Source organism: Nocardiopsis sp. CA-288880 (genome assembly GCF_050955985.1).
GTDB classification, from domain to species: domain Bacteria; phylum Actinomycetota; class Actinomycetes; order Streptosporangiales; family Streptosporangiaceae; genus Nocardiopsis; species Nocardiopsis tropica.
Window position 1 is genome coordinate 6,358,752 of the sequence record NZ_CP192105.1, and the last position, 17,604, is coordinate 6,376,355.

Consider the following 17,604-nt stretch of genomic DNA (forward strand, 5'->3'; position numbering starts at 1 on the left):
CCCGAAGGAACCTCCCTTGAAACGTTTCGACTTCCGCGACGAGATCCACCGCCTGGACGCCGAGGCCGACTGCGTGCGCATCATGCAGATCCTCAACTCCCACGAGTTCCCGTGGGACATGGGACGCGCCCTGGGGATCGCCCTGTACCGCACCTACGCCGTCCCCAGCATCGGCGGGCTGCTCGGCAGGACGAACGAGTTCACCGGCAGCACCCAGAAGCGCTACGACGACACCGCGCTCATCCTCGGCAACATGATGCGGCACGGGTTCGGCCCCGGGAAGGGACGCGACTCCCTGCGCCGGATGAACCAGATGCACCGCTCCTACGACATCGGCAACGACGACTACCGGTACGTGCTCAGCACCTTCGTCGTGATGCCGGTGCGCTGGCTCAACGACCACGGCTACGGCTGGCGCCGGCTGTCGGGCCACGAGATCGCCGCGATCACGCACTACTACCGCAGGCTCGGCAAGTACATGGGGATCAAGGACATCCCCGGGACCTACGAGGAGTTCCGGGACCTCCTGGACTCCTACGAGCGCGAGCACTTCGCCTACACCGAGGGCGGGCGCGCCGTCTCCGACTCCACCCTCGACCTGATGGTGACGTTCTACCCGCCGCGCGTGGCCGGCCTGGCGCGCAGGTTCTCGATGGCGATCCTGGACGATGCGCTCATCGAGACCTTCCGGTACGAGCCGCCGAGCCGGGCCTGGCGCAGGTCGGCCGACCTGGCGCTGAAGCTCCGCGCCAAGGTCGTGCGCCGCATGAGGCCGCGCGAGGAGCCGCTGTGGGCGGACATGAACCCCAACATCCGCAGCTACCCCGAGGGGTACGACGTCGACCGCATCGGCACGTTCCCGGCCGGGTGCCCGGTGGCGCACGACGTGGACCCGGTCGGCCACGCCGAGCTGTACGGCGGGAGCGGCGGAGCGGCCGGCGGCGGGACCGCCTCCGGGCAGGGCCCGGCGCCCGCCTCCGCGGACGGACGCGCGTGACCACGGCCGTCGGCCCCGCCCCCGGCGCCGCGCCCGCCGGGGAGACCGGGGCGCTGCCCCGCTCGGTGCACGCCTGGTACGGCAGCGGCGCCGTGGCCACGGGCGTCTTCAACACGGTCCCGGGGCTGCTGCTGCTCATCTACCTGACCGACACGCTCGCGGTGGGCCCCGCCCTGGCGGGGCTGGTGGTCCTCCTGCCCAAACTGGTCGACCTCCTGGTCAGCCCGTACATCGGTATCCGGTCGGACAGGACCCGCTCCTCCTGGGGACCGCGCCGCCCCTGGATGCTGGCGGGCGCGCTGACCCTGCCCGTGCTGTTCGGCGCCATGTTCGCCGGCCCTCCCCTGGAGGGGAACGCCGCCGCCCTGTACGTGGCGGTCGTGTTCGTGGCCGCGGCCCTGGCGTCGTCCGTGTTCCAGGTCCCGCACGCCGCCCTGCCCGGGGAGATCACCTCCGACTACCACGAGCGGTCCACGTTCAACACGTGGCGGACCGCGTTCGTGGGGCTCGCGCTGATGCTCGGCGGGGCGCTGGCGCCGGTCCTCCAGTCGGCCCCCGGCGACGAGGTGGCCGGGTACCGGCTCATGGGCCTGGTCATGGGGTCCGTGGTGCTGGTGTCGATGCTCGGCGCCGTGATCGGCACCCGGAGGGCGCCGCGGACGGTCTTCCCGCACCGCACCGAGGGCCTCCTGGCCCAGCTGCGCGCGGCGTTCGCGCACCGGCACTTCCGCGTGCTGTTCCCCGCCAACCTGCTGATGGCGGTGGCGAGCGGCACCATGGTCGCCGGGGTTCCGTACGTGACGGCCAACGTCATGGGCGAGCCGCGCTACACGAGCGTCCTGATGCTGTGCGTCCTGGTGCCGCTGATCGCGTCGGCGCCGCTGTGGAAGCGGCTGTCCGTGCGCGTGGACAAGCGCCGTGCCGCGGGGCTCGCGGCGGCGGTGTTCGCCCTGGGCGGCCTCGGCCTGCTGCTCATCCCGGTCTGGGGCCTGCCCGGCGCGGCCCTCTCCTCCGTGCTGGTGGGCGTGGGCCTGTCCGGCACGACCCTGCTGCCGTGGTCGATGCTGGCCGACTGCATGGCGGACACGCACGGCTCGGGGCGGCGCCAGAGCGGCGTGCTCTCGGGCGTGTGGACCTCGGGGGAGGCGATGGCGCAGGCGGTCGGGACGGGCCTCCTGTCGCTGTCCCTGGCGCTGAGCGGCTACGTGGAGTCGGGCGCGGGCGAGACCGTGCGCCAGAGCGACGAGGCGCTGCGCGGCATGCTGGTCGGCAGCACCCTGGTGCCCGCCGCGGTCATGCTGTGCTGCCTGGTCCCCCTGGCGTTCTACCGGCTGACCGCCGACGGGCTCCGGTCGCAACCGGGGGACGCCCGGTCCGACGCGCCGGACCCCTCCGGCGCCTGACCCTGGCGCGCTCCCGGCCCGCCCCGCCGGGAGCGCGCCTCCCCGGGCTCAGCGCCCCAGGCGCCGCCACAGCGCGCGGGGCATCAGCCGCATCCCCGCGAAGAGCGGCCGGAGCACGCTCGGCGCCCACACGGTGGTGGCCCCCGAGCGCAGTCCGGAGGCCACCGCCTCCGCCACCCGGCCCGGCGTGGCCGGGAACGGCGCGGGGTCCACGTGGGCGGACATACGGGTGGGCACGTATCCCGGCCGCACCACCAGCACCCGCGCGCCGGACCCGTGCAGGGAGTCGGCGAGCCCCTGGGCGAAGCCGTCCAGGCCGGCCTTGGCCGACCCGTACACGTAGTTGAACCTGCGGACCCGCACCCCGGCGACGGAGGACAGGACCACCAGGGCGCCGTGCCCCTGCTCACGCAGGCGGGCCGCGACGGCCAGCCCCGCGGAGACGTGCCCCGTGTAGTTCACGGCGGCGGCCCGGGCCGCGGATGCCGGGTCCGCCTCGTACGCCGCCTGGTCCCCCAGCACGCCGAACGCGTCCACGACCACGTCCAGGTCGCCGACCAGGCCGACGGCCTCCGCGACCGTGCCCGTGTGGGCGTCGGGGTCGCCGGCGTCGAACTCCACCGAGTGCACGGAGACGCCGAGCTCCGTGAGCGCGCCCGGCGGGGGCTCCGCCCCGCCGCGCGCGGCCAGCACCACCTCCCGGGCGCCGTCGCGGACCAGCCGCTCGACGATGGCGAGGCCGATCTCGCTGCGTCCGCCGAGCAGCAGCACGGTCCGTACCCGTCCCACCGAGTCGCGCATGGGTTCCCTCCGGTCGTGTGGTGTGTCGTGGTGTGGGGCGTCCGGTGTGCGGGGGCGCCCGGCCCTGGCCCGGCGGTCAGACGAGCCGCAGGCGGCGGGCGAGGTCGGAGACGAGCACGCCCCCGGGGTCGGCCCGGTCCCGTACCCTCCGCCAGGCGGGCAGCTCCGGGTACATCGCGTGCACGGTCTCGGCGCGCGCCCTGCTGTCCTTGGCCAGGTACAGGCGGCCTCCGGCCTCCAGCAGCCTCTCGTCGAGGGAGTCGAGCAGGCGGCCGAGGCCGGGCAGGCCGGCGGGCAGGTCCACGGCGAGGGTCCATCCCGGCCGGGGGAAGGACAGCGGGCCCGGGGTGGGCTCCCCCATGCGCTTGAGGACCGTCAGGAACGACGGGGCGCCCGCCCGGGCGAGCCGTTCCATGACGGCGGCGAGGGTGTCCTCCGCCCCGAAGGGGACGACGAACTGGTACTGCACCAGTCCGCGCGGACCGTACATGCGGTTCCATCCCCGCACCGCGTCGAGCGGGTGGAAGAACCCGGCGAGTGGCCGCGCCTCGCCGCGCCTGCGCCGGGGCGCGGCGCGGAGGTAGGCGGCGTTGAAGGCCCCCGCCGTCCACCGGTTGAGCAGCCCCGGCGGCGCCCAGGGCGGCGCCGCCAGGACCGTGCCCGGCCGGTGCCTCAGCGGCTCGCGCCGGAGCGTGGAGGGGAGGTCGCCGATCCGCGCGTGGTCGGCCCGGGTGAACACGCCCCGGCCCATCGCGGCGCCCGCGGCCAGCAGGTCGACCCAGCAGACCGAGTAGCGGCGGTCGGCCCCCGGGCGCGACATCAGCTCCAGGGTGGCGTCGAGTCCGGCGGTCCGGTCGGTGTCCACCCTCATGTACGCCGTCTCGACCGGGAACACGGCCAGCGCGACCTCGGTGACCACACCGGTCAGCCCCATGCCGCCGACGGTCGCCCAGAACAGCTCGGACCCGTCGCCCTGCGGCCCCAGCGCGCGCGCCCTCCCGTCGGGGGTCACCAGGGTCAGCGCGCGCACGTGGGCACCGATCGAGGAGTCGGCGTGGTGGTTCTTGCCGTGGACGTCGGCGGCGACCGCCCCGCCCAGGGTGACCTGGCCGGTCCCCGGGGCCACCGGGACGAAGTACCCGTGCCGGAGGAGGTGGGCGACGAGCCCGCCGAGGGTGGTCCCCGCCGGGGCGGTGGCCTCGCCGCGCGCGGTGTCGAGCCGGACCGGGCCCGTCAGCGCGGTGCAGTCCAGGACCAGCCCGCCGGCGGCCTGCGCGGCGTCGCCGTAGGAGCGGCCCAGTCCGCGGGCGAGGGCTCCGCGCGCCCCGGCCCGCGAGAGCGCCTCGGCGACCTGTTCGGCGGTGCGCGGCCGCGCCACGCGCGCGGCGGTGGGGGCGGTGCGGCCCCAGCCGGTGAGGAGGGCGGGGCGCGTCCCGCCGTGGGCGGGCGCACGGTCCGGCGGCGGTGGACTCACAGGTGGATCCCCAGTCCGACGAGGACGGCGAGCGACACGAGGGTCACCTGGAGGGGGCGGTCGCGCAGGGCGATCTCCTCGGGTTCCTCCCCGGCTCCCCGGTCCACGAGCAGGTTGTAGCGCAGGACGAACATGATGAACGGAACGATACTCACCGCGTGGAACACGGGCTGCGACGCGTCGCCCCGCTCCAGGGCCCACAGGCAGTAGGTGACGATCATCGCCGCCGACGCCATGGTGCGGGTCTGGGCCAGGTAGGCGACCGTGTACCCGCGCAGGGTCTCCCGCACCGGCGCGGCGGCCGACGCGCCCGCGTCGCGGAACGCCCGCAGCTCGGCCTCGCGCTTGCCGACCACGACGAGCAGCGCGGCCAGCGACACCACGATGACGAACCAGGAGGTCAGCGGCACGCCGACCGCGGCCCCGCCCGCGGCGGCGCGCAGCACGTGGCAGGCGGCGACCACGACCAGGTCGCACACCACCACGTCCTTGAGCCGGCGGGTGTAGGCCAGGGTGAGCAGGACGTATCCGGTGACCAGGCCCGTCAGGAGCGGATCGCCGAGGGCCAGGGAGGCCAGCGGGGCCGCCGCGCCCAGGACGGCTCCGGCCGTGACGGCGACGGGGACCGGGAGGGCGCCCGAGGCGACGGGCCGGTGGCGCTTGCGCGCGTGCGCGCGGTCGCGGTCGGCGTCGTGGACGTCGTTGAGCAGGTAGGTGCCGCTGGCGGCCGCGCAGAACAGCGCGAACACCGCGGCGCAGGTCAGCAGCGCGTCGGGGCTCCCCAGTGCCCCGGCCGCGCCGGGGGCCGCCAGGACCAGGAGGTTCTTGAGCCACTGCCGGGGCCGGCAGGCACGGACCAGCGCGCGGGCCGTCCCCAGGAGGCCGCGCGGTCCCCCCTGGACGCCGGGGCCTCCGGGCGTGCCGCCGCCCGCGCGCCCGGTCCGCTCCGCGCTCTGCGTCACCGGCGCCCCGGCTCCGGGACGGGCGCACCGGCGCACCCTGTGGGGCACGCCGGTGAGGGCCGGGGGCGGAGTGGGGGGCGGGGGTCAGTTGTGGTGGTCACTGCGGCGGCCTGAGACGTACAGGACGACGGCGATGCCCACGAAGCCCACGCCGACGACGAGGAAGGCGATCGGGAGGGTGGTGTGCAGCAGCGGCAGCACGGTGCGGCCCTGCTCGGAGTTGGCGACGGCGTTGCGGACCGACTCGTCGTCGAAGACGAGCTCGGCGTCCAGCAGGGTCAGGACCTCCTCGCCGTCCACGACGACGACGCGGTTCTGGTCCTCGCTGACCTTGAGGGGCGATCCGGTGGTGGGCTCGATCCAGTAGGTGCGGGTGATGGAGAAGACCTCGTCCCCGGTGACGTCCCCGTCGCCCTCCAGGCCGGCGACCGAGCGCGGGAGGGTGCGCTCGTCGACGACGGTCGGCTCGACGGTCTGGACGAACCGGTAGGCCTCGACGCCCTCGACCGCCTCGACACCCTGGAACTCCATGGGGACGACCTCCTGGACGGTGGTCTCGTAGAAGTCGTAGTCCCGCTGCTCGGTGAAGAACGGGAACTTCCAGGCCTGCCCGCTCTGGACGACGGACTCCTCGTTGACCATGGAGTCGCAGCAGTCGACGGCCTCGCCGGTGACGCGGTCGTGTCCGGCGCGGCGGCTCGTGGAGCTGATGCCGAAGTCGGTCTCGGCGTCCTTCAGCCAGGTGAACTGGTCCCACACCACGATCTCGTCGGTGCTGGAGGCCACGTCCGCGCGGATCGTCGCGTGGGCCTCGAGGGTGGCGTCCTCGACGAGTTCCACGTCCTCGATGTTGAAGTAGGTGGCACCTTCGGCGACGTTGACTGTCTCGCTGTAGTAGTCCAGGGGAGTCTTCATCAGGGAGCTCGACATCCACGTGCGCATCATGGGTGCGGCGGCGAGAAAGAAGACTCCAAACGCGATGAGAACGACCGCAACGGTACGGCGCATGTGCCCTCCTGGGCGGATGAGAGTCCAGATCTGAAACTGCGTCTAGTGGAACTAGGACCAGTTCCGGGTAGAGTACTGCCCAGTAGTGAACGACGTCACCAGGGCGTGTCTGAATTTTTATAACACGTTCTAGTGAAGCGTGTTTCAATGCTCCCCTGTTCTGGAAGGCCCATGGCGCCCACTCCCTCCGCGCCCGAGGACCCCACCGGCGCCCCCACCGGCAGCACCTCCGGCGGCACCCTCCCCGGCTCCCCCTCCACCGGCACGCGGCCCCCGCCGCGGGACCCCGATCCGGCGCTGGTCCTGCCCCAGGTCGACGGACGCCACGAGACCCTCGACGGCATCCGCGCCGCGGCCGCCCTGATGGTCCTGGTCTTCCACGTCGCGACGGAGACCGGCGACTCCCTCGCCCCGGGCGTCCTGGGCGGGCTGGTGTCCGCGTTCGACCTCGCCGTTCCCCTGTTCTTCACGCTCTCCGGCGTGCTGCTGTACCGGCCCTGGGCGCGCGCCGCCCTGGACGGGACGCGGGGCCCCCGCGCCCGCCCCTACCTGTGGCGCCGGGTCGTGCGCGTGTTCCCCGCCTACTGGGTCGTGGCGGTGGCGGCGCTGCTCCTCTACTCCCGGGAGGAGCTCGGCTCGCCCTCCTACTGGCTCCAGGTCCTGACCCTGGCCTTCCCCTTCGACACCGACCCGCCGTGGGTGGGGACCGGCCCCTACGGCCTCGGCCAGATGTGGAGTCTGTCGGTCGAGGTGTCCTTCTACCTGCTGCTGCCGGTGTTCGCCCTGCTCCTGGCCCTGTGGGCGAGGGGCGGGAGGACCGTGGACGCCCGCGGCCGGCGGCTCCTGGCCGGGCTCGCCGCCATGGGGGTGCTCGCCCTGGCCGCGCTGGTGCCGCAGTTCTATCCCGAGCCCCGCGAGTACATGCACGCCTGGCTGCCGCGCGCGCTCGGCCTGTTCGCCGCGGGGATGGCGCTGGCCGTGCTGTCGGAGTGGGCGTGGCGCGAGCCCGGCGCCGACGGCCCGGTGCGCCGCTTCTGCCGCACCGTGGCCGCGTCGCCCGGGGTGTGCTGGCTGGTGGCGGGCGGCTTCCTCGCCCTGACCGCCACCGAGGCCACCGGCGGGCGGTTCATCGGCTCGGGCGACGTCTGGACCTCCGCCGCGGCGTCCCTGGCCGGGACGGGCTTCGCGTTCTTCGTCGTGGCCCCGGCCGCCCTGGCCCCCCGCCCCACCGCCCCGCCCGCGCCCCTCCGCGGTGCCGCGGCCTGGCGGGACGGCCGCTGGCTGGACTCGCTGCTGCGGCACCGGGTGTGCCAGTTCCTCGCCCGGATCTCCTACGGCGTGTTCCTGTGGCAGTTCGTCGTCCTGTACCTGTGGCGCGACTTCACCGGACAGGAGATCTTCACCGGGTCGTTCTGGCTGGACATGGTGCCGGTGACGGCGGGGACGGTCCTCCTGGCCGCGGCGACCTTCCACTGGGTGGAGGAGCCGAGCCGGCGCTGGTCCCGGAGGACCCGGGAACCGGCCCGCCGGAAGCGGTCCCGCCGCTGACCCGGCGCGCCCCCGGCGGCGCCGGTGTCCGCGGACGGCCGCCCGGGGCCTCCCTGCGGGGCCGCCCGGCCGCGCCCCACGGACGCGCGGGCTCCCCGGACACGCGGGCACCCCGGGAGGAGGTCCGGCGGACACGGGACCGGGAGGACGCGGAGAAGACCGGCTGGGGAGTGTTTTTTGGAGGCTTTCGGGTCGGCGAGCGGCCGTCCGGGCCATCTCTCGCAAGCCGATGTGCGAAGTTCGGCCTGGTTGTGCCTCACGAGCGCAGAGGCGCGGCGAGAGGCAGCCCGGTGGACGCGAGCCCGGAAGAATCCACACAACACGACCTAGTCCGCCTCCGCGCCGCCGCCCGTGCGGTCGTCCTCCTCGGGCGCCCAGGGGTTGCCCTCGACCGCGGGGGCCATGCCGCCCACGGACACCCAGCTCAGGCACAGCCCGCCGCGGTCGTCGGGGTCCTCCGGCACGAACACCGACAGCTGCTCGCCGGGCGCCCCCGCCGGGACGTACCGTGTCCCGTTCTCCTCCGCGGCGGGCAGCTCCACCTCGATCCAGTCGTCGCCCAGGGCGACCACCACCGGCACGTCCTCCTCCGCCGTGTAGCCGAGGGTGACGACCTGGGCGAGGCCGCCGTGGACCCGCACCGGCCACGACATGAGCCCCTCCCAGGGCTCCAGGCAGCGGTCCCCTCCCCCGGGCCCGAAGACGTAACTGCTGTCGGACGGCCGCGCCGGGACCAGGTAGCCCGCGTCGTTGAACACGTACGCCGCGCCGGACTCCTCCGGATCCACCATCCGCTCGGCGACGTCGGGCTCGGCCAGCGGCGGCAGCACCCAGGAGCTCAGGCGGCGCTGGCCGTTCCACTCCAGCACGACGTCCTCGGGGACGGGGCGCGCGTACAGGCCGCCCTCCTCCGGGACCTCCCGCAGGGAGGCCCGGACCGTGTCCAGGTACCACTGGAGGCGGTCGCCGCCGAGCGTTCCCGCGTAGGCGTGCGTGGACCACACCGCCGACGCCGTGTACGCCAGCGTCGCCAGCGCGGCGGCGGTCCGGGCGGCCCTCCGGGGGCGCACGCGGTAGGCGTCGGCCGCGGAGCCTGCGCGCTCCCCCGCGCCGCCCGTCAGCGCCCGCGCGCGCTCCTCACGCGTGGGCAGGAAGGCCAGCGCCAGGCAGAGCGCGAACACCGGGGCCGCGTCGGCCACGTAGCGGGGGTCGGCGGCGGCCACCTCCTGGAACCTGCCGCGCGCGATGACGGTCGGGACGATGTCGACGACGACCAGGTGGCCGAGCAGGAGCGCCCAGGCACGCCACGCCCGGCGCCGCAGCCACAGGCTCGCCAGCACGATCACCGCGAACACCGCCCAGGCCCCCAGCACCACGGGCCCCGACGGGTCGACGAGCCCGCCCGTGGGGGTGACCGGCCCCCACTCCGGCGGGCCGCCCAGGGCGCCGACCGGGAAGACCTCGGTGAGGAGCCCGCGCAGCATGGCCAGGGCGGGCTCGCTCTCGGGGACGCCCGCGCCCTCGCCGCCCTCGCCCGCACGCATCCGCGCCAGGTAGAACACCGCGTACGCGGCGAAGAGGGCGCCCATCGCCGTCCACAGCGGGCGGTGCACGACCCAGGCCCTGCGGACCGCGACGAGCGGGGCGCCCGGGTACAGGAAGGCCGCGGCCACCGCGAACAGCACCGGGGGCAGGAACATCGCCTTGACCGTGAAGAGCATGCCGAACACGACCGCGCCCAACGCCCACCAGGCGAACCGGGCGTCGCCGGTGCGCAGGTGGCGCACGGTCCACAGCGCGGCGAGCACCAGCGCGAGCTGGAAGGGCACGGCGTTGAGCGCCGCCGACCACCACCCGAGGACGGGGACGGTCAACGGGGCCAGCGCGTACACGGTCAGGGGGACGAGGAGGGCCGGGCGGCGGCCGAACAGCTCCCACAGCAGGCGGAAGAACCCCAGCAGGGCGGCGGCCTGGAACGCGAGCATGCTGCCCGCGCTGACCCACCACTCGTACGGCCAGAACGTGGTCTGGAGGTACACGAGGAACAGGGCTCCCGGCATCAGGTGCCCCTTGTGGAGGGTGAGGAGGTAGTCCGGGCCCAGGTCGCTCGCGTACGCGGAGGCGAAGAAGAGGTAGTCGTCCTCCACGAAGTAGGACTGCGTGAGCACGTACAGCTTGAGGCCGACCGCCGCCGCGACGACCAGCAGCCCCGCCAGGACCAGCCGGTCGCGCGCGAGGAGGCCCGGGACGGCGAGGGCGTCGCGGACCGGGCCGCCCCGGCCGTCCCCCTTCCCCTCCCCGCCGGGGTCCCCGGCCGGGCGGCGTGCCCCGGCCGTCCCGCCGGGCGCCTGTGCCTCCGCGCCGTCGTGTCCACTCGCCGTGGGGGGAACAGGCGGCATCGGTTCTCTCCCGCCGTAGGTTGGCCAACCCGGAAAATGGGTGTCAGAATACAACACGTTCCACTTTCTTCCTTGACCTCGGACGCAGGTCTCCAAGACCTCGGAGCCCAGAACAGGAACATGATGCAGAAACATGTTCCGGCGGGGTCGTGAGCACCGTGGAGGTGATGCCGGTGGGGCTCGAACAGGTCCGCCGTGACTGGACCCGGCTGGGTTCCGCCGAACCGCTGTGGGCGGTGTGCGTGGACCCGGACAAGCGCGACGGCGGGTGGGACGACGACGAGTTCCTCGCCTCGGGGCGGGCCGACGTCGACCCGGCGGTCGCCCGCCTGGACGAACTGGGCATCCGGCCCGGGGGCGGCCGGGTCCTGGACTTCGGCTGCGGCGCCGGACGGCTGTCCAACGCGCTGGCCGCGCACTTCGACGAGGTCGTGGGGGTGGACATCTCCGCGCCGATGCTGGAGGAGGCCCGCCGCCTGGACCGCTCGGGGGGACGGATCGCGTTCACGCTGAACGAGCGGGCCGACCTGTCCCTGTTCGGCGACGACTCGTTCGACCTGGTGTACACCGACCTCGTCCTCCAGCACCTGCCGACCGCGCTGGCCGAGGGCTACGTGCGCGAGTTCGCCCGCGTGCTGCGCCCCGGCGGCGTGATGGTGCTGGGCGTGCCCGAGACGGAGCGCCGCACCTTCAAGGGGATGGTGTTCCGGTACGTGCCGTGGCCCCTGGTCGCGCTGGCGCAGAGGGTGGTGCTGCGCTACCCGGCGCCGATGCGGATGCACACCCTGCGCACCGGGCGGATCGCCGAACTCGTGCCCGGCGGCCGGATCGCGGCCTCGGACGAGTACTGGGGAGGCGACCACTGGCGGCACCTGCGCCACTTCGTGGTGCTGGGCGGGGCCGCACCGGCCGGAGGGGGGTCCGCGTGACCCCCGCCGCCCGCGACGACGGGACCACGCCCTTCCGCGCCACCCTGGGGCGCTCGGTCGCCCTGTTCTCCGCGTTCCGCAGGGAGCAGTCCGATCCGGCGTTCTTCTACGGCACGCTGGCCCGCGACACCGTCGCCCAACTGCGCTCCTACACGCCCCTGGACGGCCGCCTCGTCGTGGACGTGGGGGGCGGCCCCGGCTACTTCGCCGACGAGCTCCGCTCCGCCGGGGCGCGCTGCCTCTGCGTGGACTCCGACGCCCGCGAGATGACGCTGCACGGCCGCGAGGCCGACGCGTACGGCGTCCGGGGCAGCGCCCTGGACCTGCCGCTGCGCACGGGCTCGGTGGACGTGTGCTTCTCCTCCAACGTCCTGGAGCACGTGCCCGACCGCGTGCGGATGGCCGACGAGATGGTGCGGGTGACCAGGCCCGGCGGGCTGGTCTACCTGTCGTACACGCTGTGGCTGTCCCCCTGGGGCGGGCACGAGACCTCGCCGTGGCACTACCTGGGGGGCCGGTACGCCGCGGAGCGGTTCGCCCGGCGCAACGGGCGCCGGCCCAAGAACGACTTCGGCCGCAGCATGTACGCCGCGTACGCCGGGGAGATGCTGCGCTGGGCGCGCGGGCGCCCCGACGTGGAGGCCGTGGACGTCCGGCCCCGCTACCTGCCGACGTGGGCGAAGCCGGTCGTGCGCGTGCCCCTCCTGCGCGAGGTCGTCACCTGGAACCTGCTGCTGGTGCTGCGCAAGCGGTGACGCGGGCCTTCCGCCCCTCAGCGCCCGCCGAAACCGAACGGCAGGGCGCGGGGGACGTGCTGGACGCTGACCCAGTGGTCGGTCGTGAACGCCTCGACCGCCCACTCGCCGCCGAACCTCCCGTGGCCGGAGTGCTCCTCCCCGCCGAACGCCGTGTTGGCCTCGTCGTTGAGCGTGGAGTCGTTGACGTGCGTCATCCCCGCCCGCAGCCGCCGGGCGAACCGCACCCCCTTCTCGGCGTCACGGGTGTGGACGGCGCTGGAGAGCCCGTACTCGGTGTCGTTGGCGATGCGGAGCGCGTCCTCCTCCTCCGTCGCCCGGATGACCGTGGCCACCGGTCCGAACACCTCCTCGGCGGCGCACGGGGCGTGGTTGCCCGCGAGCAGCAGGTAGGGCGGCAGGACCCTTCCCGCCGGCCCGCCCGGCTCGCCGGACAGCAGCAGCTGCGCGCCGACCTCGACCGAACGGTCGACCAGGTCGCGGATGCCCTCGGCCTGGTCGTCGTCGATGACGGGGCCGATCTGGGTCGCGGGGTCGCCCGGGTCCCCGACCCGCAGTGCGCGTACGCGCGCGACGATCCGGTCGACCAGCTCGTCGTGGACGCCGGTGGTGGCGATGATCCGGTTCGTGGCCATGCAGATCTGGCCCTGGTGGTAGTAGGAGCCGAACACGGCGGCGTCGGCCGCCAGGTCCAGGTCCGCGTCGTCCAGCACGACGAGGGGGCTGTTGCCGCCGAGTTCGAGCGCCCGCCTCTTGAGCGGGATCAGCCGGGAGAGGTGGCGGCCCACCTCGGTCGAGCCGGTGAAGGAGACCATCCGCGAGGACTCGTGCGCGGCGAGCGCGTCGCCGATCTGCCCGCCCTTGCCGAGGACCACGTTGAGGACGCCGGGGGGCAGACCCGCCTCCTCGTAGACGCGGGCGAGGAGGAGGCCCCCGGTGACGGGCGTGTTCTCGGCCGGCTTGAGGACGACGGTGTTGCCGAGGGCGACGGCCGGCGCGACGGAGCGGTGGGAGAGCTGGAACGGGAAGTTCCAGGGGCTGATCACGGTGACGACGCCCAGGGGTTCGCGGTAGACGCGGTTCTCCTTCCCCGGGGTGATCCCGGGCAGGATGCGGCCCTCGACCCGGGTGGGGTAGGAGGCGGCCTCGGCCATGCCGCTGCGGACCAGTTCGATCTCGAACTCGGCGCGCTCGCGGACGGCCCCGGCCTCGCGGACGAGCCACTCGGCCACCTCGGCACGGCGCGCGTCGAGGATGCGGAGCGCCCGGCGGAACACCTCGGCCCGCTCGTAGGCGGGCGTCGCGGCCCAGACCGGCCAGGCGCGCTCCGCCGCCTGGTAGGCGAGGTCGACGTCACCGTCGTCGGCCAGGTGGACCTCCGCGAGGACCGTGTCGTCGTAGGGGTCCACGTCCTGGTGGACCTCGCCGGAGGAGCCGTGGCGCCACTCGCCGCCGATGGTCATCCGGTCCAGTCCCGTGTAGGGGGTGGGTGTCTGGTCGGCGTGCATCGGGCTCCCCCTGGTGTCGGCGTCACTCTCCGCCACCGTGCCCCGGAAACACCCCGCGGGCAAAGGGGCGTGCCGCTCCTTGGCGAAGTGTTCAGGGAGTCGGTGGCGTTCGGGGCCCGTACGGCCGCGCCGCTCCCCGGGCGGCGCGGGCCGGCGGTCAGTCGTCGGGGACGAGCAGCAGCTCGCCGACGACCCGGCCGTCGGCCTCGGTGACCGTGGCCGTCCACCCGCCCAGGTCGACGCTCTCCCCCGGCCCCTCCGGGATGTGGCCGAGCACGACCAGGACCATCCCGGCGACGGTGACGTAGCTGCCCTCCGGGGGCGAGGCGAGGACGACGCCGAGGCCGTCCAGCTCGTGGACGGGGTAGGTGCCGGGCACGCGGAGGGCTCCGCCGTCCACCCTGGTGGGAACGCGCTCGTCCGCGTCGGTCTCGTCGTAGATCTCGCCGACGACCTCCTCGAGCAGGTCCTCCAGGCTGACGATGCCGTCGACCGCCCCGCTCTCACCGATCACCACCGCCATCTGCTGCCGTTCGCCGGTCATCCGGTGGAGCGCCCGCGACACGGACAGGGAGACCGGCAGCAGCAGCGGCTCACGGGCGAGGGCGCCCGCGTCCCCCTCGCCCCGCAGCAGGTCCGACCAGTGCACGACGCCGACGACGTCGTCCACGTCCCCCTCGGTGACCACGGGCGCCCGCGAGTGCCCGCGCTCGGCGAGGAACAGGGCGGCCTCGGCGGCGGGCAGGGACGCGGGGACGGTGTCCACGTCGCGCCGGGGCACCAGGACCTGGCGCAGCGTGCGGTCGGTGATCTCGAACGCTCCGGAGAGGATCGTCCGCTGTTCGGGGGTCATGTCGCCCCGGGCCGAGATCATCTCCCGCAGCTCCTCCTCGGAGACCTCGTCCTTGCCGGTCCCGGGGTCCGCCCCGCCCAGGCGCACCACCAGGTCGGTGGAGACGCCGAGCAGCCACACGGCGGGCCGCGAGAGGACGGCGAGGGCGTTGATCGGCCTGGCGACGAGGAGCGCCCAGGGCTCGGCGCGCTGCATCGCGATGCGCTTGGGCGCGAGCTCGCCCAGGACCAGGGTGACGAAGGTCAGCACGACGGTCACCAGGACGACGGAGACCGGGGAGGCGTAGGAGCCGAGGAAGCCGAGGGGTTCGACCAGCGGGCGGGCCAGTGACACCGCGGCCGTGGCCGAGGCGAGGAACCCGGCCAGGGTGATGCCGATCTGGATGGTGGCCAGGAACCGGTTGGGGTCCCGGGCCAGCCTCGCGACCGCCCGGCCCCCGGGGCCGCTCGCCTCCAGCCTCCTGAGCTGCCCCTCCCGCAGCGTGATCAGCGCGATCTCGCTGCCGGCGAAGACGGCGTTCACGACGACCAGGACCAGCACGAGGCCGATCTGGGCCTCGTAGCCCTCCATGTGGGTCTCCCCCGAGGTTCTGTCGGAAGCGGTGCCGCGGCCGGACCGGGCCGAGGTGATGGCATCGTTCCCGGAATCCGCGCCACCACACCTGTCGCACCAGCTGCTCCGGTCCCCTCCGTCCCCACGCGCCCCACGTGTCCACAAACGGCCAGAACCTTGCGCCGGTTCGCCGCCTCCGGTCGAACCCCCAGTTCAGGGCCGCACGGACCGCCGTGCGACCCGCATGTCCGGATCTGACACCGTTCCGGCACTGTCTGTAGGCTTCCCCTGTCCCCTTCCCCACCCCCTGGGAGTTCCCGTGTCCGGCGGTACAGGAGTCAACCCCGTCGAGGCCATGTCCGAGGCCGAGGAGGCCGAAGCGCTGGCCGAGGCCATGGTCTTCCTCGGAACCGATTTCGAGGCCGCCGTCGAAGGCCTGGCCGCGGCGGTCTCCGAACACGTCTCGTCCGGTCTGGCCGACTACGAACTGGACGCCATGGAGCACATCCGGCGGGTCGCGCAGAACGGCATCAACCTGGCCCAGAACGTCCAGGGCGCAGACCTGGCGATCACCGACTCGGACCATGAGAGCGCCGAGGAGTACCAGGAGGGCCTGGAGGCCCTCGACATCCAGATCAACTTCTGACCCCGCGCCCGCCACCCACCCCCCGGAGACACCTGTGAGCGACGTCGCCTCCATGTCCCTCGGCCTGCCCGCCGACATCGACGCCGACGTCGGCGCCGTCGAGTCGGGCGCCGACGACCTCGACGCCGTGTGCCGGAAGATGACCGGCCAGGCCGAGGGCGCCCACAGCCGGTTCCAGTCGTCCGCCGGCGAGTTCACCGACCTCATCGCCTGGAACATCGTCTCCGGCTCGTCGGAGGAGCTGGCCGCCTGGCAGGAGGCCGCCGCCGCCCTCACCTACGGGGCGGCCGTCCTGCGCCAGTGGGGCCTGGACATCGAGGCCTACCGGGTCGAGCGGGCCAAGCTGGAGACCCGGTGGGAGGAGGAGAAGTCCGCGCTCAGGGATGCGGGCAACGACTCCATTCTCGGCAGCGCGGGTCAGGAGGCGACGGGGCGGCCCGCCGCGCGCATGGAGGAGCTGCGCGAGGAGCTGCTCACCGAGCACGCCGGGCACTGGGAAACCCTGATGGACCGGGCCGAACAGGCGGAGAAGGACCTGCGCGACGGGCCCGGCCAGGAGACCCTGGAGCGCCTGGTCGAGTCCGCGCTCCTGTCCGGAAGTCAGCTGCTGTACCTGGGCGACTCCGTTCCCGGCATGGTCCCGGACGAGCTGACCGGCGACGAGCACCCGTCCATCGTCAACCTGTGGTGGACCTCCATGACGGAGGAGGAGCAGGAGCAGGCCGTGCGGGACCACCCCGACCTGCTCCGCGAACTCGACGGCATCCCCTCCGCCGTGCGCGACGAGCTCAACCGGGAGCACCTGGACGACGAGATCGAGCGGTTGGAGGAGGAGGTCGCGAACGCGCAGGAGGAACGCGACGAGGCCTTCGACTCCCTGACGGACTCCGACGGCGGCATGGGCGCCTACAACGCCCAGACGGACCTGACCGACCTCGAAGGGGAGCTCTCCACGCTGACCACCCTGCGCGACAACCTCGAGGACGACGGCGCGGACAGGTACCTGCTCGCCCTCGACGCCGAGGGCGGGGGACGCGCGATCGTGGCGAACGGCAACCCCGACACCGCCGACAACGTGGCCACCCTCGTCCCGGGCACGACGACCACCTGGCAGAGCATCGATTCCCAGATGAACCGGGCCGACGCCCTCGTGCAGTCGGCCACCGGAGTGGACGAGGAGAGCAACCACTCCGTCATCAGCTGGATCGGTTACGACGCCCCCAACGCGGTCGAGGCCGCCGGCGCGGGCCGGGCCGAGGACGCGGTCGACGAGCTGAGCAGCTTCCAGGACGGGTTGCGCGCCACCCACGTGAACCCGTCCCCGTCGAACAACACCGTGATCGGCCACAGCTACGGCTCCACTGTCGTGGGTCACACCGCCCAGGGGGAGGGAGGGCTCAACGCGGACAACATCGTGCTGGTGGGCAGCCCCGGGGCCAATGCCGACCACGTGAGCGACCTGGGACTCGCCCCTGAGAACGTCCACGTCTCCACAGCGGAGAACGACAACATCACACACCTCACCGGCTTCACCCACGGAATGGACCCGACGGATCCGGACTTCGGAGCAACGGAGTTCAGGTCGAACCCGGGCACCGACGGGGGCCAGTGGCCGCTCAACGACGCACACTCAGAATATTTCGATCCTGACACCAAGTCCCTGCGGTACATGGGTGAGGTCATCGCCGGACAGAAGTAGAGGAACAGTGGATACCAACGCTCTCGGACTCGCGTGCAGCGGCGTCGCCGTCATGGTGGTCCTGACCGCC

The 17,604-nt window shown here is 73.8% G+C and carries 14 protein-coding genes; 7 read left to right on the forward strand and 7 right to left on the reverse strand.

The window, feature by feature from the left end; translation table 11 throughout:
• Positions 1–16: 16 nt before the first annotated feature.
• On the forward strand, positions 17–997 hold the full coding sequence (locus ACQPYD_RS27430) for an oxygenase MpaB family protein (RefSeq protein WP_433698326.1): 981 nt from the start codon (positions 17–19) through the stop codon (positions 995–997).
• Complete coding sequence (locus tag ACQPYD_RS27435; protein WP_433698327.1) at positions 994–2,400, forward strand: MFS transporter; 1,407 nt, start codon at positions 994–996, stop codon at positions 2,398–2,400. The genes ACQPYD_RS27430 and ACQPYD_RS27435 overlap by 4 nt, the downstream gene beginning before the upstream one ends.
• A gap of 48 nt (positions 2,401–2,448) precedes the next feature.
• On the opposite strand, the gene ACQPYD_RS27440 is transcribed toward ACQPYD_RS27435, so the two are convergent.
• From ACQPYD_RS27440 to ACQPYD_RS27455, 4 genes are all read right to left on the reverse strand, one after another.
• A complete protein-coding gene (locus tag ACQPYD_RS27440; protein WP_433698328.1) occupies positions 2,449–3,201 on the reverse strand; it encodes an SDR family NAD(P)-dependent oxidoreductase in 753 nt (250 codons plus the stop codon).
• A gap of 76 nt (positions 3,202–3,277) precedes the next feature.
• On the reverse strand, positions 3,278–4,675 hold the full coding sequence (locus ACQPYD_RS27445; protein ID WP_433698329.1) for an FAD-binding protein: 1,398 nt from the start codon (positions 4,673–4,675) through the stop codon (positions 3,278–3,280).
• Positions 4,672–5,637, reverse strand: a complete 966-nt coding sequence (locus tag ACQPYD_RS27450; RefSeq protein WP_433698330.1) for a decaprenyl-phosphate phosphoribosyltransferase — start codon at positions 5,635–5,637, stop codon at positions 4,672–4,674. Before ACQPYD_RS27450 ends, ACQPYD_RS27445 begins: the two co-directional genes overlap by 4 nt.
• Before the next feature lie 84 nt (positions 5,638–5,721).
• Positions 5,722–6,645 carry a DUF3068 domain-containing protein gene (locus ACQPYD_RS27455; protein ID WP_433698331.1) on the reverse strand — a complete coding sequence of 308 codons (924 nt, stop codon included), beginning with the start codon at positions 6,643–6,645 and terminating at the stop codon, positions 5,722–5,724.
• Between the two features lie 171 nt (positions 6,646–6,816).
• Here ACQPYD_RS27455 and ACQPYD_RS27460 point away from each other — a divergent pair, with 171 nt between their 5' ends.
• On the forward strand, positions 6,817–8,193 hold the full coding sequence (locus ACQPYD_RS27460; protein ID WP_433698332.1) for an acyltransferase family protein: 1,377 nt from the start codon (positions 6,817–6,819) through the stop codon (positions 8,191–8,193).
• 326 nt (positions 8,194–8,519) lie between these two features.
• On the opposite strand, the gene ACQPYD_RS27465 is transcribed toward ACQPYD_RS27460, so the two are convergent.
• Positions 8,520–10,592, reverse strand: coding sequence for a hypothetical protein (locus ACQPYD_RS27465; RefSeq protein ID WP_433698333.1), 2,073 nt, complete (start codon positions 10,590–10,592; stop codon positions 8,520–8,522).
• A gap of 149 nt (positions 10,593–10,741) precedes the next feature.
• On the opposite strand from ACQPYD_RS27465, the gene ACQPYD_RS27470 reads away from it, so the two are divergent.
• Both ACQPYD_RS27470 and ACQPYD_RS27475 read left to right on the forward strand, forming a co-directional pair.
• On the forward strand, positions 10,742–11,521 hold the full coding sequence (locus ACQPYD_RS27470; RefSeq protein WP_433698334.1) for a class I SAM-dependent methyltransferase: 780 nt from the start codon (positions 10,742–10,744) through the stop codon (positions 11,519–11,521).
• Positions 11,518–12,276 (forward strand): methyltransferase domain-containing protein, encoded by a 759-nt coding sequence (locus ACQPYD_RS27475; RefSeq protein WP_433698335.1) that lies wholly within the window; start codon positions 11,518–11,520, stop codon positions 12,274–12,276. The genes ACQPYD_RS27470 and ACQPYD_RS27475 overlap by 4 nt, the downstream gene beginning before the upstream one ends.
• A 17-nt stretch (positions 12,277–12,293) precedes the next feature.
• Here the strand turns inward: ACQPYD_RS27475 and ACQPYD_RS27480 are convergent, their stop codons facing one another.
• A complete protein-coding gene (locus ACQPYD_RS27480; RefSeq protein WP_433698336.1) occupies positions 12,294–13,784 on the reverse strand; it encodes an aldehyde dehydrogenase family protein in 1,491 nt (496 codons plus the stop codon).
• A gap of 157 nt (positions 13,785–13,941) precedes the next feature.
• Positions 13,942–15,207, reverse strand: coding sequence for a hemolysin family protein (locus ACQPYD_RS27485; RefSeq protein WP_433698337.1), 1,266 nt, complete (start codon positions 15,205–15,207; stop codon positions 13,942–13,944).
• A gap of 301 nt (positions 15,208–15,508) precedes the next feature.
• Between ACQPYD_RS27485 and ACQPYD_RS27490 the strand changes: the two genes are divergently transcribed.
• Positions 15,509–15,835, forward strand: coding sequence for a hypothetical protein (locus tag ACQPYD_RS27490; RefSeq protein WP_433698338.1), 327 nt, complete (start codon positions 15,509–15,511; stop codon positions 15,833–15,835).
• Positions 15,836–15,869: 34 nt separating this feature from the next.
• Positions 15,870–17,534 (forward strand): alpha/beta hydrolase, encoded by a 1,665-nt coding sequence (locus ACQPYD_RS27495; protein WP_433698339.1) that lies wholly within the window; start codon positions 15,870–15,872, stop codon positions 17,532–17,534.
• Positions 17,535–17,604: the final 70 nt, after the last annotated feature.